Source organism: Aeromonas sp. CD (assembly GCF_033349375.1).
GTDB lineage: Bacteria > Pseudomonadota > Gammaproteobacteria > Enterobacterales > Aeromonadaceae > Aeromonas > Aeromonas hydrophila.
Genome location: NZ_CP137631.1, coordinates 2,317,992 through 2,332,546 on the forward strand (window position 1 = coordinate 2,317,992; position 14,555 = coordinate 2,332,546).

Sequence of the window (14,555 nt, forward strand, 5' to 3'; positions counted from 1 at the left end):
AGGTGCCTCCGGGGTCGAGACCGGAGGCTAGCAATATCGGAGTGAACCCATCGTTACGAAAAATCCGCTGGTTGTAAAAGATGGTTGCCAACTTAGCGAATTAAAATGTTGGATACAAGCGTGTAAAGGCGGATTTTGTACTGTGTGGGCAGAATAAGTGGAAATAAAAGATGACAGTAGTGCTCTATGGCTGGTGAAAAAACGCGCCGCTGCGAACTGGGTCGCAGCGGCGCGCGATGCAGAGAGGATTAGCGGCGGCGCTTGAGGGTACGGCTCACATAGTGCAACCCGCACTGGTATTCACCGCCAATCGCCTTGAGGGCCAGCTCCAGCGCCTGGCTGGCGAGGGCATCGTGCTGCTGGGGCAGGGAGTTGATGCCGAAGGGGAGAAAATCGAGCAGGCGGTCGTCGCCGAAGGTGGCCATGGCCAGCCGGCTCATGTCGGTCTCCTGTTCCAGCAGATAGTCGAGCACCCCCTCCATCAGGATGTAGGAGGTGGCCACCAGTGCCTGGGGCAGCTGGCCGAGCTGCTGATGCAGCGTCTTGATCAGGCGGTAGCCCTCGGCGCGGGAGAAGTGGGCCCCTTCACACAGATGACAAGCCGTGCTGTGGCTGGCGACGGCCTGCTCGAAGCCTGCCTTACGTTCACGACTGATCGTGAGTGCCGGCAGCGCGGTGATCAGGGCGATGTGCTTGATTGCCGGCGAGAGCAGGGAGGCGGTGAGATCGCAACTTGCTTTCTGGTTTTCGCTGGCCACGGTGACGAACTTGTCGGCCGCCATGGCCCGGTCGATGGCGAGCACCTGGATGCCGCGCGTCTGCAGGCCGAGGTAGAAGGGATCTTCGGGCGGCAGGCAACTGGCCACCAGCAAGGCATCCACGTGGCGGCTGGCCAGCATCTCGGCCAGCTCCTTCTCGGTGGCGGGGTCATCTTCCGAGCAGACGATCAGCAGCTGATAACCCTGAACCCGCGCCCCTTGCTCCAGCCGTTTGGCGAGCTTGGCGTAACTGGCGTTCTCCAGGTCGGGCAGGATGAAGCCCAGGGTCTTGGTCTGGCCACCGCGCAGGGAGGCGGCTCGGCTGTCCGGCTGGTAGTTGTGGGCGGTGACCACCGCCATCACCTTGTCGCGGGTGGCCTGGCTGATACGGTATTGGTCGGCCTTGCCATTGATCACATAGCTGGCCGTGGTGCGCGAGACACCGGCGAGGGCGGCGATTTCATCCAGTTTCATCATGTTGGCTCTGTTTGAGTTGCAAGGCCCACGGGCACTGCCTGGTGAGGGCACCGAAAAGTGTGCGCGGGATCATATCATTGAAAAGCACTCTTTGTGGGTACTTGATCAATTCGCTGAAACGATTCAGTCTGAGTGTAAGTGAAACGATTCAGCTTGTCAGCAGACAATCGATGGCCGGGCATAAAAACCGGGTATGACCCGCGAAGGGATGCAATCCGGTCTATTGTCAGCAGGCGAGTGGTACGAATGGTTATGTTTGATGAGCCGGTACGGTCAGGCCGCCCGGCACCTGATGGAGAATCTCTATGTTGAAGTTGGCGCGACAGCAGATCCTGCTGGGGCAGTCGGTGGCGACCAAGGCCGAAGCCATTGCCCTGTTGGCAGGCAAACTGACCGAAGCCGGTCTGGTGGAAGCGGGATATGTAGATGGCATGCTGGCGCGTGAAGCGCAGCACGCCACCTATCTTGGCAGCGGCATCGCCATTCCCCACGGCACCACCGACACCCGGCATCTGGTGAAGAACACCGGCGTCATGGTGGCCCAGTTCCCGCAGGGGATCGAGTGGGACGAGGGGCAGATCGCCTACGTCGCCATTGGCATCGCCGCCAAGTCCGACGAGCATCTGGGCATTCTGCGCCAGCTCACCCACGTGCTGGGTGACGAGCAGGCGGCGGCGCAATTGAAAGAGGCCACCGATGCCGACACCATCATCAATATCCTGACCGGTGCGACGGCGCCCAAAGAGGTGCAGTTCCTGGCACTGGCCGACTTCCCGGCGGACGATCGCGACCAGCTGCTGTTGGGCGCCGCCGCCCGCGCCAAATCCGCCGGCTGGGGCGATGCCGCCATGGTGAGCACCCTGTTGGCAAGTGAACCCGCCTACCTGGGCGAGGGCGTCTGGTTGGCGCGGGCACAAGCAGCCCAGACCGGCTGGGTGCTGGCAACGCCTAGCACTGCACTGAACGCAGGGGAACAACCGGTCAGCGCCCTGCTGCTGCTGTGCGCCGCAGATAGCGGCCATCTGCCGCAGCTCGACAACCTGGCCAAACTGGCCGCTGCCGGTCAGCTGGTTACGCTGGCAGGGGGCGAGGGGCTGGCCATGCTGCAAGCCGGGCCCGCCAGCGGTCTGTCCGACACCTTCACCATCATCAACCCCCACGGCCTGCACGCCCGCCCCGGCGCCATGCTGGTCAAGGTGGCCAAAGAGTATGAATCCGACATCCGTGTAGCGAATCTGGATGGCAGCGGCGAGGCGGTCTCCGCCAAGAGCCTGATGAAGGTCATCGGCCTTGGCGTCAAGTGCGGGCACCGTCTGGCGTTTCGCGTCGAAGGCCCGGATGCCGAAGCGGCGCTCAAGGGCATAGGCGCCGCCATTGCGGCCGGGCTGGGCGAGGGGGCGCACTGATGGACATAGTGACCATCACCCTCAATCCGGCGCTCGATCTCACCACCCGTCTCGCGGCGATGAGCCTGGGCGAGGTGAACCTGGTGAGCGAGGCCAACCTGCGTGCGGCGGGCAAGGGGATCAACGTCGCCATGGTGCTCAAGGACTTGGGCCGCGAGGTGGGCGTCACCGGCTGGCTTGGCGCCGATAACCAGCAGAGCTTCGTCTCCCTGTTTGCAGAGCGTGCGCTGAATGATCACTTCGTGCGCGTCGCGGGCAGCACCCGCATCAACGTCAAGATCTCCGAGCAATCCGGTCGGGTGACCGATCTCAATCTGCCGGGGCTCACCATCCACCAAGAGGAAGTGAGCGCCCTGGAGCAGGCCATCGACCAACTGGCAGCGCGCGCCGACTGGTTCGTGCTGGCGGGCAGCCTGCCCAAAGGGGTGGCCTCCGATTACTGCGCCCATCTGATCCGCCTGCTCAAGGCCAGAGGCAAGCAGGTGATCTTCGATTGCAGCGGCGCGGCCCTAAGCGAAGGGTTCAAGGCGGCGCCGACCCTGGTCAAACCCAATCTGGAAGAGCTGAGCCAGTGGGCGGGTCGCCCCATCAAGACCCTGAGCGAGCAGGCCGAATGTGCCCGCGCGCTGCAGGCAAGCGGGATCCCCAACGTGGTGATCTCCAATGGCGCCGATGGCCTCATCTGGTTTGCACCGGATGCCGTCTGGCAGGCGATTCCGCCGCGCATGCAGGTGGTCAGCACGGTCGGTGCCGGCGATTCCCTGGTGGCCGGTCTCGCCCATGGGCTCAGCCTTGGCTGGGCGCCGGAGCAGACCCTGCGGCTGGCCACTGCCGTCTCGGCGCTGGCGGTCAGCCAGGTGGCGGTCGGCTTTAGCAATATCAGTGTGCTCAACCCCTTGCTTGAACAGGTGCGCGTACAGCGTCTGGATACGCTGGCACCGGTTCAATGCCATACCCCCTCAATGGAAAACTCAGGAGATGCCCAATGAAAGCAATCTTGGTTACGGCTTGCCCGGCGGGCATTGCCACCAGCTTTCTCGCTGCAAAACGGATAGAACAGCAGGCCAAACTGGCTGGCTGGGAGCTCACCCTAGACGTCGGCTCCAGCGTGCAGCCTCGCCAGGTACCGAGCAAGGAGCAGATTGCCGCGGCCGACCTGGTGCTGGTTGTCGCCAGTGCCCCGGTGGATCTCGCCGCCTATGACGGCAAGCGGGTCTATCAGGGCAGCATGGATCTCGCCCTGCAGGATCCGGCCGCCTTGCTGGACGCCGCCGCCAGCGGCGCCAGCCTCTATCGTCACCAAGCCGCGCCTGCAGCTGCCAAACCGGCCGCCGCTGGCAAGCGCATCGTGGCAGTGACCGCCTGCCCGACCGGGGTGGCCCACACCTTTATGTCGGCAGAAGCGCTGGAGACCATGGCCAAACAGCTGGGTCATCAGATCCGCGTCGAGACTCAAGGCTCGGTCGGTGCCCAGAACGCCCTGACCGCCGAGGAGATTGCATCCGCCGATCTGGTGTTCCTCGCCACCGACATCGAGGTGGACATGGCCCGTTTCGACGGCAAGCCGGTCTATCGCACCAGCACGGGCGCGGCGCTCAAGAAAACCCGTGCCGAGCTCGACAAGGCCTGGACCGAGGCGAAAACCTATCGCCACAGCGGCGCCAGCCAACCCAAGAAAGAAGAGAAGGCAGGCCCCTACAAGCACCTGCTGACCGGGGTATCCTTCATGCTGCCCATGGTGGTGGCAGGCGGCCTCATCATCGCGCTCTCGTTCGTGTTCGGGATCGAGGCGTTCAAGGTGGAAGGCACCCTGGCTGCGGCCCTGATGAAGATCGGTGGCGGCTCCGCCTTTGCCCTGATGATCCCGGTGCTGGCCGGTTACATTGCCTACTCCATCGCTGACCGTCCGGGCCTCGCTCCCGGCATGATCGGCGGCATGCTGGCAAGCTCGCTGGGCGCCGGTTTCCTTGGCGGCATCGTGGCCGGTTTCCTGGCCGGTTACAGCGCCAAGTACCTGAGCGACAAGGTGCGCCTGCCGGTGACCCTGGAAGCGCTCAAGCCGATCCTGATCATTCCGCTGTTTGCCAGCCTGTTTACCGGCCTGGTGATGATCTACGTGGTGGGTGGCCCGGTGGCCGGCATCATGAATGCCATGACCACCTTCCTCAACAACATGGGCTCCGCCAACGCCGTGCTGCTGGGTGTCATCATCGGCGCCATGATGTGCTTCGACATGGGCGGCCCGGTCAACAAGGCAGCCTACGCTTTCGGTGTCGGCCTGCTGGCCTCCAAAACCTACGCCCCCATGGCCGCCGTGATGGCCGCCGGCATGGTGCCGGCACTGGGGATGGGGATCGCCACCTTCCTGGCCCGCACCAAGTTCATCAAGGCGGAGCAGGAAGCAGGCAAGGCCTCCTTCGTGCTGGGTCTGTGCTTCATCTCCGAGGGTGCCATTCCGTTTGCCGCCAAGGATCCGATGCGGGTCATCCCGGCCTGCATGGTGGGTGGCGCCCTGACCGGTGCGCTCTCCATGCTGTTCGGTTGCGAGCTGATGGCGCCCCACGGCGGTCTGTTCGTGCTGTTTATCCCGCACGCCATCAGCAACGTCATGATGTATATCGTGGCGATTGCGGCAGGCTCGCTGCTGACCGGTGTCTCCTACGCTATGCTCAAGCGCGGTGAAGAGCAGGCCAAGCTGGCCACGGCATAAGCCGCTAACCAGCAATACGCTATACAAGAGAGCGGCCTTTGGGCCGCTTTTTTATTGCCCACATTTATTGTTCAAAAAAGTGACGAGGGTAGGGCAACCTGGCTTGTGGTTAATGGATTAACCCTCTAGCGTGGGACCCCGAAGGGCGCCGCCGCGCCTGCCGATAACCCGATATTCAGGAGCAGATGATGACGCCCATGAGCCCCCCCATTCTCGATTTTGCGACCGGCAAGCTAGGTGGTGCCGAGCTGGTGGAAAAGAGCACCACCCTGGCCGACCTGCAGGGCCTGTTTGCTGATCCGCACGCCGCGGCGGCGCTTTCGCCTGATACCCGGCTCTATCGGGTCGCCATGTTGCCCGGCCATGGAGGCGAGGGGGATCTCAACATGGGGGTCACCTATCTGGAGGCGGGCCGGGTTGGCCGGGAATTCTTCATGACCCGCGGTCATCTCCATGCGCGGGCCGAACAGGCGGAATACTACTTCGGGTTGTGCGGGCAGGGGTTGTTGCTGCTGCAAGATATGGCCGGTGTCTGCCGGCTGGAGCAGGTCTTTGCCGGCAGCGTTCATCATATCCCTGGCCATGTGGCCCATCGACTCATCAACACCGGCGCGACGCAGCTCTCGGCGCTGGCGGTCTGGCCCGCCGTCGCCGGTCACGATTACGGTGCGCTGAGAGCGCACGGCTTTGGCCTGCGGGTGCTGGCCGGGGAGGATGGCATGCCCCGGATTGTCACTTCTGCTGGGCAAGCCACTTGAAACAGCGCGTGCGGCGGCCTGCTAGGGGCTGCCGCAGGATTGGCGCACCACCAGGGTGGGGGGCAGAATGATGCTCTTGGCCGGTTCGTCGTTGCCGGCCATCCGCTCGAGCAGCAGCTCGCCGGCTTTTCGGCCGATCTCCCGCGACGCCACCGAGACGGTGGTGAGGGGTGGGTCCACCAGCGCCGTCTCCGGCAGATCGTCAAAGCCCACCAGTGCAAAATCCTGACCGATGACTCGCCCCAGCTTGCGCAGCGCCAAAATGGCGCCGAGCGCCACCACGTCCTGATAGCAGACCGCCGCCGTCACCTCGGGGTGCTGTTCCAGCAGCGCCGTGATGGCGCGGGTGCCTTCCACCCGGCTGGCGCCGCAGCCGATGATCCACTCCGGCCTGGGAGAGATGCCGTGTTCGAGCAACTTGCTCATGTAGCCGCCGAGGCGCTGGGAGCGACTGATGGAGGCGGGGTTGCCCCCGACAAAGGCGATGCGGCGGTGGCCCAGCTTCAGCAGGTGTTCGGTCGCCAGCTGGCAGCCCAGGAAGTTGTCGGTGCCGACGAAGTCGATCGCCACGTCCGGCACCGGCCGCACGATCAGAATGGTGGGCATGCGGCGGCGCTGCAGGCTCTCGAAGAAGCTGCGGGGAGTGGTCTGGGTGGCGCAGATCACCATGCCGGCGGCGTTGTTGCGCTGCAGCGAGTCGGTGAACTGCTGCTGCCGGGTGGCCGACTCCTCGCTGTTGGCCAGAAACAGCATCAGATCGTGATGCTCCATCTCCCGGCTGAGGCCCGCCGTCATCTCCGCATAGAAGGGGTTGGTGATGTCGTGCAGCAACAGACCGACCTGGTTGCTGCTCTTGTTGCGCAGGTTGGCGGCGGTCTGGTTGTAGACATAGCCGAGCTCGTCGATGGCCCTGAGTACCCGCTGGCGGGTGTGCTCGGAGATGCGCCCCTTGTTGCGCAGGGTCATGGAGACGGTGGCAGTCGACACCCCCAGATGGCGGGCGATGTCGGCAACGGTCACATTGCTCATGGGATGGATCCTGTCAGGGAGTAGGTCTCAAAGGTATATCGATTAACCTTTAGTTGTTAACTTGCCATGATGAAATTGCCGTCATGATCACATATTTCGCCCATATTGGCGATCAAATACACCATTTTATGAGGTTAATCTTGTTTATCAGGTTGTGGTTAACAGGTTAATCGATTTATCTCTCTCCCGGGTGTCAACGAGAGAGCAAGCCATGATTCATTCGAGTTACGTCTCCAACTACGACAAATTCCCGGAAGTGGTGGTCGCCGGCCATGAGGGCGCCGCCTGCGCCGGCTGGCACGAGATAGCCCGGCGACTGCAGGCCGCGGCAGACGGGCAAGGTGGGGCAAGGGTGGTGCTGGTGATCGACTGCTATCACGGCGTGGATCAGGGCGAGCTCCATAGCCAGCTGCTGGCGAGGCTTGGGCCCCACACGCTCATCGAGGTGGAGCAGGCCCGTCTGCCCGAATCAAAAGTGTTGGCGATGCTGGAGCGCTTCATTACCGAGGACCGGGTGTTTGGCGTGCTGGCCCCCCACAAGATGGTGGAGTTTTTTGACCCGGCCGCGTTGGCGCGCCTGCAGCAGCAGGTCGCAGAGATAACTCGTGGCCTGGTGGTGGTGATAGGCAGCGGCGCCTCGCTGGTGGCGAGGGGGGATGTGCGGGTCTATGCCGATCTCGCCCGCTGGGAGATCCAGCAGCGACTGCGGTGCAAGGAGCTGGGCAACTGGGGGGCCGTCAACGAGGAGGAGGACATACTGCGCCGCTACAAGCGCGCCTTCTTCATCGAGTGGCGGGTGTTTGACCGCCATAAACTGGCCCAACTGCCCACCATCGATTTCCTGCTCGACACCAACACCCGAGGCAAGCCGACCCTGGTGACGGGGCCGGCGCTGCTGGCGGGGTTGCATCAGGCGGCGCACCAGCCGTTTCGGGTGGTGCCCTTCTTCGACCCGGGAGTCTGGGGCGGGCAGTGGATGAAGCAGGTGTGTGATCTGGACCCGGCCCAACCCAACTATGCCTGGTGCTTTGATTGCGTACCGGAAGAGAACAGCCTCTACCTGCGCATTGGCGAGGTGCGGGTGGAGATCCCGTCGCAAAACCTGGTGCTGTGCCAGCCCAGCGCCCTGCTTGGGGAGCGGGTACACGCTCGCTTTGGCGCCGAGTTCCCGATCCGGTTCGATTTTCTCGACACGGTGGGGGGGCAGCCGCTCAGCCTGCAGGTGCATCCGCTGACCGAATACATCCAGCAGGAGTTCGGCATGCACTACACCCAGGACGAGAGCTACTACTTGCTCGATGCCAAGCCGGACTCTTGCGTCTACCTCGGCACCCGCACCGGCATCGACCCGCGGGCGATGCTGGCGGATCTGGCCGCCGCCCAGCGCGGCGAGAAGCCCTTCGATGACGAGCGCTTCATCAACCGTTTTCCGGCCCGTAAACACGATCACTTCCTGATCCCGGCCGGAACCGTCCACTGCTCGGGAGAGGGGGCCATGGTGCTCGAGATCAGCGCCACCCCCTACATCTTCACCTTCAAGCTGTGGGACTGGGGCCGGGTCGGGCTCGACGGCATCCCGCGCCCCATCCATCTGGCGCATGGCAGCAAGGTGATCCAGTGGGAGCGCGACAGCGACTGGACCCGCAAGCACCTGGTCAATCGTATCAAGCCCATTGCCGAGGGGCCGGGCTGGCGCGAGGAGCGCACCGGGTTGCACGAGCGGGAATTCATCGAGACCCGTCGCCACTGGTTCAGCGTGCCGGTGGAGCACGACACCGGCGGTACCGTGCAGGTACTCAATCTGATCGAGGGACGGGAGGCGACGGTGGAGAGCCCCGACCATGCGTTCGCACCGTTTGTGGTGCACTACGCCGAGACCTTCATCGTCCCGGCCTCGGTGGGGCGCTATCGCATCCGCCCGAGCGGCGAGAGTGAAGGGGCGACCATCGCCACCATCAAGGCCTATGTGAGGGGGTAACCAAGATGCTGAGGATCCTTATCGCAACCCATGGTTCACTGGCGCCGGCCCTGCTGGCCAGCGCCAGCATGGTTTACGGCGAGCTGCCGGCGGTGGCGACCGTCTCCCTCACCGAAGAGGGGGGAATCGAGGCCTTTCGCACCGAGTTTGAACAGACCCTGCGCCGCCATGGCGCGGGGGCTGACGGGGTGCTGGTGCTGTGCGACATGGAGTGCGGCACCCCCTACAACGTGGCGTGCCGCTGTGCGTTTGACCCCGAATGGCCACAGCCTCTGGCGGTGGTGACCGGGGTCAACTTCCCCATGCTGCTGATGAGCGCCGAGCTGCTGGATGCCGTGGATGTGCACGAGGCGGCCCGCCAGTTGCTGGCCCAGGCGCTGGAATCCATGGTGATCGCGGCCCCGGCGGTTGCGCACCAGCAAGACGACAACTTCTAGGAGAGCGAGATGGCCATTTCATTTGTACGCATTGACGATCGGGTGATCCACGGTCAGCTGGTGACGTGCTGGGCCAGGGAGCTGCCTTGCGACGGCATCGTCGCGATCGATGACGAGGTGGCGGCCGATCCGCTGCTCTCCCAGGTGATGATCGGTGCCGTACCGGACACCCGGGTATGGCTGTTCGACGTGGCGACGGCGATTGCCAAGCTGCCCAAGGTGATCGCGAGCGACAAGCGCTACTTCGTGATCGGCAAGTCGCCGGTCACCCTGCAGCGGCTCTGCGCCGCCGGCATCTCCCTTGAGAACCACAACGGCAAGATCAACGTCGGGCCCATGAGTGCCCGCGAGCAGACCACCACCATAGGCCCCAACCAGTCGGTCACGGCGCAGGAGATCGCCGCCTTCCACTACCTGGCCGGTCTTGGCCACGACATTGACTTTCGGCTGGTGCCGGACGCCAGCCACTACAGCTGGGCGGATGCCCAGAAAAAGCTGAAATAGGGAGCAGACATCATGTTTCTGGAAGCAACTCTCATCGGGATACTCTGTTATCTCGGTGCCCTCAGCAGCCCTTGGCTGTTGGGATTGACCGGGGGCTGGTACACCATCACCCGTCCGCTGGTCTCGGGCATGCTGGTGGGGGCCATCCTCGGTGATATCCAGACCGGGATCCTCATCGGGGTGGCGGTGCAGGCGGTCTATATCGCCATGGTGACGCCGGGCGGTTCCATGCCGGCGGATCTCAACTTTGTCGCCTTTCCGGCCATTGCGCTGGGCATCCTGTCGGGCAAGGAGCCGTCGGTGGCGGTGGCCATTGCCGCCACCATCGGCATCGCCGGCACCATCCTCTTCAACTTCATGATGGTACTCAATTCCTACTGGAACCACAGGGCCGATGTGGCACTGGAGCAGGGGGATGAGCAGGGGGTCTACCTCAACAGCGCCATCTTCCCGCAGGCCAGCAACTTCGTGCTGCGCTTCGTGCCCACCTTCATCGCCGTCTATTTTGGCAACCAGTACATCGAAGGCTTCATGAACAGCCTGCCGGAGCTGGTGATCCGCACCATGACGGTGGTAGGCGGCATACTGCCGGCGGTCGGCATCGCGATTCTTCTCAAGCAGATCATCAAGCAGAGCAGCATGCTGATCTATTTTCTGGTGGGGTTTGTCGGCATCGTCTTTCTCAAGCTCAACATGGTGGGGCTGGTGATGATCGGTGCCCTGCTTGCGCTCATCCACTACAACTACAAGCCGGAGCCGCGCCCTGCACCGGCTGCCCGCGCAGCCACCCAAACCGACGATGAGGATGAATTCTGATGGACGCACAGCTGCAAGCGGGTCAGCCGGTGAACAAGGCGCCGGTGGCCCTCACTCTCAAGGATCTGCGTGCCTGCTGGCGCGCCTGGATGATGTACAACCTCTCCTCCATGAGCTTTGAGCGGCTCGAATCCTTCGGCTTCTGCCTTGGCATGATGCCGGCGCTGAAAAAACTCTATCCCGGCAAGGCGGAGCGGACGGAGGCGATGAAGCGCCATGCCTCCTTCTACAACACCGAGCCTCAGCTTGGCGCCATCATCAACGGGTTGGCGGTGGGGCTGGAGGAGAAGCGGGCCAACGGCGAGCGGATCGATGGCGAGACCATCAACACCCTGAAAGTGGGGTTGATGGGGCCCATCGCCGGGATCGGGGACTCCATGATCCCGGGCATGCTGGTGCCCATTCTGCTCAGCATCGGCATGGCGCTGGCCGCCGGCGGCAGCGTGTTGGGGCCGCTCTTTTACATCATCAGCTTCAACGCCATCGTCATCACCGGCTCCTACATGCTGTTCATGAAGGGCTACCGGATGGGAACCGGCTCGGTGGAGGCGCTGGTGAGCTCGGAGTCGGTCAAGCTGCGCGAGGCGCTCTCCCTGCTCGGGGTCTTCGTGATGGGCGGGGTGGCGGCCAGTTACGTCAATCTCTCCACCGGGCTCGATTTCGTCACCTCCGACGGGGTCAACATCCAGTTGCAGGCCATGCTGGACGGCATTTTTCCCAAGCTGATGCCGCTGCTGGTGGTGCTGGGCACATGGTATCTGATGGCCAGACGCAACGTCTCGCCGGTCAAGGCCATGCTGGGGCTGCTGGTCGTGGCCTTTGTCGGGGTCGCCGTCGGGCTCTTCTAGGCAGGTTGAGGGTGAGCACAGACAGGGGAGAGCAGGGCTCTCCCTTTTTATGGGCTGGATGATGGGTTGGCTGGAGAGGTGATGAGATGCATGACGAGATAAGAGAGGCCGCGCAGCGTTGCCGACGCTGGCTGGTGGAGGAGGCGCTGCCCCGCTGGGGAGCAAGCGGATTTGATTGGGAGCGGGGGCTGTTTGCCGAAGGGCTGGATGGCGCAGGCGAGCCCCTCTGGCAACCCACCCGATTTCGGGTGCAGAGCCGGCAGATCTATGTGTTCAGCCACGCAGCCCTGCTCGGCTGGTATGAGGGGGGCGAGCTGGCAGAGCGCTGCGCCAGGTTCGGCATGAGGCATTTTGATGATGGTGCCGGCAACCAGCTGTTTTCCCTTAATGCCGATGGTTCTCCAGCCGACAGTTCGGTGTGCTGCTACGAATACGCTTTTGCCCTGCTGGCCGAATGCTGGCTCTACCGTTTGAGCGGCGAGCCGTGCTGGCAGCAACAGGCCGAGTCGCGCTATCAGGCCATCGAACTGCTCTTTGCCGACTCCCTGTACGGCGGGTTTCACTCTCGCTTTCCAGCAAGCGCGCTGCGCAGTCAAAATCCCCATATGCATTTGTTCGAAGCGCTGCTGGTGGCAGCGGAGAGCTTTGATGAGCCGCGCTGGCAAGAGCGCGCCCATCTGCTCTACCAGCTGTTTCGCCAGCACTTTCTGGAGCCCGCCTTGCTGCGGGAGTTCTTCAATGAACGGCTTCTCCCGACCCATCCCGATTCGCACCTGATCGACCCGGGCCATCACTACGAGTGGTGCTGGCTGCTGGCCCGCTATCGGGCATTGTCACAAGGGTGGGAATATGGGCCGACTGAAAGCGAGATCGACGAGGGGATCGCCATTCTGAGCCGCTTTGCCACCGCTCACGGCCACGGGCCGACCGGGCTGGTGCTGGATGAGCTCACCGATGACGGGCGGCCCCATCGGGCGACCAGCCGGCTTTGGTGCCAGACCGAGCAGCTCAAGGCGCTGCTGGCAGCCTACGAGCGGCGAGGGGAGGCTGAGATTGCCCGCCGGATTGGCGTTGTGGTGGGGCGGATTTTTGACTATTACCTGATGCCGGCGCTGCCGGGTCAGTGGATAGATCAGGTGGATGTGACGGGGGCGCCGTTGGCCGGCCATGCACCGGCCAGCACCTTCTATCACCTGTTCGTGGCGTTCAGCGAGCTGGTGCGGGTGGCGCAAAGGAGGGGTAAAGAGGGATAAAAGAAGGGCTGGGTTTAAAAATCCCAGCCCGGTTGCTCCGGCTGCTCGGGTTGGGTCCCCTCCTGCGCCTTGCGGCGGGCGGCTTCCACCCGCGCCTTGCGACCCCGGCACAGGCGCATCACCTCTTGCTGCTGGGCATGGCTCATGGTGAGCCAGTTGAAACGCTCCTCGCGGCTGCGCAGGCACCCCTTGCAGTAGCCCTTGTTGTTCACTTCGCAGACCCCGATGCAGGGGCTCTGCAGCGGGAAGATTTCGAGCTGTTCCATCCATGGCCTCTCACACCCTGTTACCTTGTTATAACCCAGAAGATCCCCTTTGGAGAAATCCGCCGTCACAGGCCTGAAGGCGTTTGCTTTCCCCTTGCAAATTTGGCATCTTCCCCGCCGAACATAACCCTTGGTGTTATATGAGGACATATGAATAAACACGCTTACTGGCTGACCGCCGCAGTGCTGGGGTTGGCCGGTTGTGCGGGCAATTCTGAGCAAGCCCAGGTGCCCAAAAACAAACCCGATGCCAGATGTTTTCTCAACTGCGAGGTGCCGGAAAATCTGGGCAAGCAGTATCTGGACGGTCCCCTGCCTGATGATCTGGTGCGAGTGGAGCGGGTCAACAGCCGACAGCGCGCCGACTACAGCAAGTTCGGCCCCCAGAGCCGGCTGGTGCTGGAGCGCTCCGGCAAGATGACCCGTCGCTATGGCGAGCTTTACCATCAACTCTCCCGCTGGGTGGCCAATGGCGGCGATCCCGCTCAGATCACCCGTTACGGTATCAGCCTGGCCCAGCTGGGCGGCTCGGATCGGATGGGTAACGTGCTGTTCACCGGTTACTACTCGCCGGTGCTGGAGGTGCGTCACCGCCCGGATGCCAAGTACAAGTACCCCATCTATGCCATGCCCAAATGCGGCGGACGCTGCCCGAGCCGGGCCCAGATCCACCAGGGGGCTCTGGCCAACCGCGGGCTGGAGCTGGGCTACAGCAAGTCCCTCATCGACAACTTCCTGATGGACGTGCAGGGCTCGGGCTTCGTTCACTATGGCGACGACGATCGGCTGCAATATCTGGGTTACAGCGGCAAGAACGGTCACGGTTACGTCAGCATCGGCCGGGTGCTGATCGATCGCGGCGAAGTGCCCAAGGAGCAGATGTCCATGAAGGCCATCAAGGAGTGGGCCAACCGTCAGCCGGAGGAGAGCGTCAAGGAGCTGGTGGAGCAGAACCCTTCCTATGTCTTCTTCGAGCGTCGCCCCACCAACGACGTGATCGGGGCCGCCGGCATTCCGCTGCTGCCGATGGCGGCGGTGGCCGCCGACAAGACCCTGCTGCCGATGGGCACGCCGATCCTGGCGGAAGTACCGCTGCTGGACAAAGAGGGCAACTGGACCGGCAAGCACCAGCTGCGGCTGTTGATTGCGCTGGATGTGGGTGGTGCGGTGAAGAAGGGCCACCTCGACCTCTACCACGGCATGGGCGAGAAGGCCGGTGTCGCGGCCGGTCACTACAAGCACTTCGGCCGGGTCTGGAAGCTGGGTCTGCACCATGGGCCGACCGCCGCGCCCTGGCTGTAAGGCCCTGTGGGGG

The 14,555-nt window shown here is 63.3% G+C and carries 14 protein-coding genes; 11 read left to right on the plus strand and 3 right to left on the minus strand.

Going from position 1 to position 14,555, the window contains the following annotated elements:
- Window positions 1–248 precede the first annotated feature (248 nt).
- Complete coding sequence (gene cra / locus R2E40_RS10880) at window positions 249–1,235, minus strand: catabolite repressor/activator (protein WP_017410145.1); 987 nt, start codon at window positions 1,233–1,235, stop codon at window positions 249–251.
- Window positions 1,236–1,540: 305 nt separating this feature from the next.
- Here cra and fruB point away from each other — a divergent pair, with 305 nt between their 5' ends.
- The 4 genes from fruB (at window position 1,541) to R2E40_RS10900 (ending at window position 6,109) form a co-directional block, all read left to right on the plus strand.
- On the plus strand, window positions 1,541–2,641 hold the full coding sequence (gene fruB, locus R2E40_RS10885; RefSeq protein ID WP_318165469.1) for a fused PTS fructose transporter subunit IIA/HPr protein: 1,101 nt from the start codon (window positions 1,541–1,543) through the stop codon (window positions 2,639–2,641).
- A complete protein-coding gene (pfkB, locus tag R2E40_RS10890; protein WP_318165470.1) occupies window positions 2,641–3,630 on the plus strand; it encodes a 1-phosphofructokinase in 990 nt (329 codons plus the stop codon). The genes fruB and pfkB overlap by 1 nt, the downstream gene beginning before the upstream one ends.
- Window positions 3,627–5,351, plus strand: a complete 1,725-nt coding sequence (gene fruA, locus R2E40_RS10895; protein WP_318165471.1) for a PTS fructose transporter subunit IIBC — start codon at window positions 3,627–3,629, stop codon at window positions 5,349–5,351. Before pfkB ends, fruA begins: the two co-directional genes overlap by 4 nt.
- A gap of 197 nt (window positions 5,352–5,548) precedes the next feature.
- Window positions 5,549–6,109, plus strand: coding sequence for a glucose-6-phosphate isomerase family protein (locus tag R2E40_RS10900; protein ID WP_318165472.1), 561 nt, complete (start codon window positions 5,549–5,551; stop codon window positions 6,107–6,109).
- 21 nt (window positions 6,110–6,130) lie between these two features.
- On the opposite strand, the gene R2E40_RS10905 is transcribed toward R2E40_RS10900, so the two are convergent.
- Window positions 6,131–7,138: a LacI family DNA-binding transcriptional regulator gene (locus tag R2E40_RS10905; protein ID WP_318165473.1), complete on the minus strand. Its 1,008-nt coding sequence runs from the start codon at window positions 7,136–7,138 to the stop codon at window positions 6,131–6,133.
- Window positions 7,139–7,349: 211 nt separating this feature from the next.
- Here R2E40_RS10905 and R2E40_RS10910 point away from each other — a divergent pair, with 211 nt between their 5' ends.
- The 6 genes from R2E40_RS10910 (at window position 7,350) to R2E40_RS10935 (ending at window position 12,974) form a co-directional block, all read left to right on the plus strand.
- Window positions 7,350–9,116: a class I mannose-6-phosphate isomerase gene (locus R2E40_RS10910; RefSeq protein ID WP_318165474.1), complete on the plus strand. Its 1,767-nt coding sequence runs from the start codon at window positions 7,350–7,352 to the stop codon at window positions 9,114–9,116.
- Window positions 9,117–9,121: 5 nt separating this feature from the next.
- Window positions 9,122–9,553: a PTS fructose transporter subunit IIA gene (locus tag R2E40_RS10915; RefSeq protein ID WP_318165475.1), complete on the plus strand. Its 432-nt coding sequence runs from the start codon at window positions 9,122–9,124 to the stop codon at window positions 9,551–9,553.
- 9 nt (window positions 9,554–9,562) lie between these two features.
- Window positions 9,563–10,057 (plus strand): PTS sugar transporter subunit IIB, encoded by a 495-nt coding sequence (locus tag R2E40_RS10920; protein WP_318165476.1) that lies wholly within the window; start codon window positions 9,563–9,565, stop codon window positions 10,055–10,057.
- Between the two features lie 12 nt (window positions 10,058–10,069).
- Window positions 10,070–10,873, plus strand: a complete 804-nt coding sequence (locus R2E40_RS10925) for a PTS mannose/fructose/sorbose/N-acetylgalactosamine transporter subunit IIC (protein ID WP_011706182.1) — start codon at window positions 10,070–10,072, stop codon at window positions 10,871–10,873.
- Entirely contained in the window at window positions 10,873–11,721 is an 849-nt protein-coding gene (locus R2E40_RS10930) for a PTS system mannose/fructose/sorbose family transporter subunit IID (RefSeq protein WP_318165477.1), read from the plus strand. The genes R2E40_RS10925 and R2E40_RS10930 overlap by 1 nt, the downstream gene beginning before the upstream one ends.
- An 86-nt stretch (window positions 11,722–11,807) precedes the next feature.
- Window positions 11,808–12,974, plus strand: a complete 1,167-nt coding sequence (locus R2E40_RS10935) for an AGE family epimerase/isomerase (RefSeq protein ID WP_318165478.1) — start codon at window positions 11,808–11,810, stop codon at window positions 12,972–12,974.
- Between the two features lie 14 nt (window positions 12,975–12,988).
- Here the strand turns inward: R2E40_RS10935 and R2E40_RS10940 are convergent, their stop codons facing one another.
- Window positions 12,989–13,240, minus strand: a complete 252-nt coding sequence (locus R2E40_RS10940) for a DUF1289 domain-containing protein (RefSeq protein ID WP_318165479.1) — start codon at window positions 13,238–13,240, stop codon at window positions 12,989–12,991.
- Between the two features lie 150 nt (window positions 13,241–13,390).
- Between R2E40_RS10940 and mltA the strand changes: the two genes are divergently transcribed.
- Window positions 13,391–14,542: a murein transglycosylase A gene (mltA, locus tag R2E40_RS10945; protein ID WP_011706178.1), complete on the plus strand. Its 1,152-nt coding sequence runs from the start codon at window positions 13,391–13,393 to the stop codon at window positions 14,540–14,542.
- Window positions 14,543–14,555: the final 13 nt, after the last annotated feature.

What these genes read in the sequence shown, in the direction of transcription:
- mltA (WP_011706178.1), top strand. Translation starts at nt 13,391, where the DNA reads ATGAATAAACACGCTTACTGGCTGACCGCCGCAGTGCTGGGGTTGGCC.
- pfkB (WP_318165470.1), top strand. Translation starts at nt 2,641, where the DNA reads ATGGACATAGTGACCATCACCCTCAATCCGGCGCTCGATCTCACCACC.
- R2E40_RS10910 (WP_318165474.1), top strand. Translation starts at nt 7,350, where the DNA reads ATGATTCATTCGAGTTACGTCTCCAACTACGACAAATTCCCGGAAGTG.
- R2E40_RS10915 (WP_318165475.1), top strand. Translation starts at nt 9,122, where the DNA reads ATGCTGAGGATCCTTATCGCAACCCATGGTTCACTGGCGCCGGCCCTG.
- R2E40_RS10920 (WP_318165476.1), top strand. Translation starts at nt 9,563, where the DNA reads ATGGCCATTTCATTTGTACGCATTGACGATCGGGTGATCCACGGTCAG.
- R2E40_RS10930 (WP_318165477.1), top strand. Translation starts at nt 10,873, where the DNA reads ATGGACGCACAGCTGCAAGCGGGTCAGCCGGTGAACAAGGCGCCGGTG.
- R2E40_RS10905 (WP_318165473.1), bottom strand. Translation starts at nt 7,138, where the DNA reads ATGAGCAATGTGACCGTTGCCGACATCGCCCGCCATCTGGGGGTGTCG.
- fruA (WP_318165471.1), top strand. Translation starts at nt 3,627, where the DNA reads ATGAAAGCAATCTTGGTTACGGCTTGCCCGGCGGGCATTGCCACCAGC.
- cra (WP_017410145.1), bottom strand. Translation starts at nt 1,235, where the DNA reads ATGATGAAACTGGATGAAATCGCCGCCCTCGCCGGTGTCTCGCGCACC.
- fruB (WP_318165469.1), top strand. Translation starts at nt 1,541, where the DNA reads ATGTTGAAGTTGGCGCGACAGCAGATCCTGCTGGGGCAGTCGGTGGCG.
- R2E40_RS10935 (WP_318165478.1), top strand. Translation starts at nt 11,808, where the DNA reads ATGCATGACGAGATAAGAGAGGCCGCGCAGCGTTGCCGACGCTGGCTG.
- R2E40_RS10940 (WP_318165479.1), bottom strand. Translation starts at nt 13,240, where the DNA reads ATGGAACAGCTCGAAATCTTCCCGCTGCAGAGCCCCTGCATCGGGGTC.
- R2E40_RS10900 (WP_318165472.1), top strand. Translation starts at nt 5,549, where the DNA reads ATGAGCCCCCCCATTCTCGATTTTGCGACCGGCAAGCTAGGTGGTGCC.
- R2E40_RS10925 (WP_011706182.1), top strand. Translation starts at nt 10,070, where the DNA reads ATGTTTCTGGAAGCAACTCTCATCGGGATACTCTGTTATCTCGGTGCC.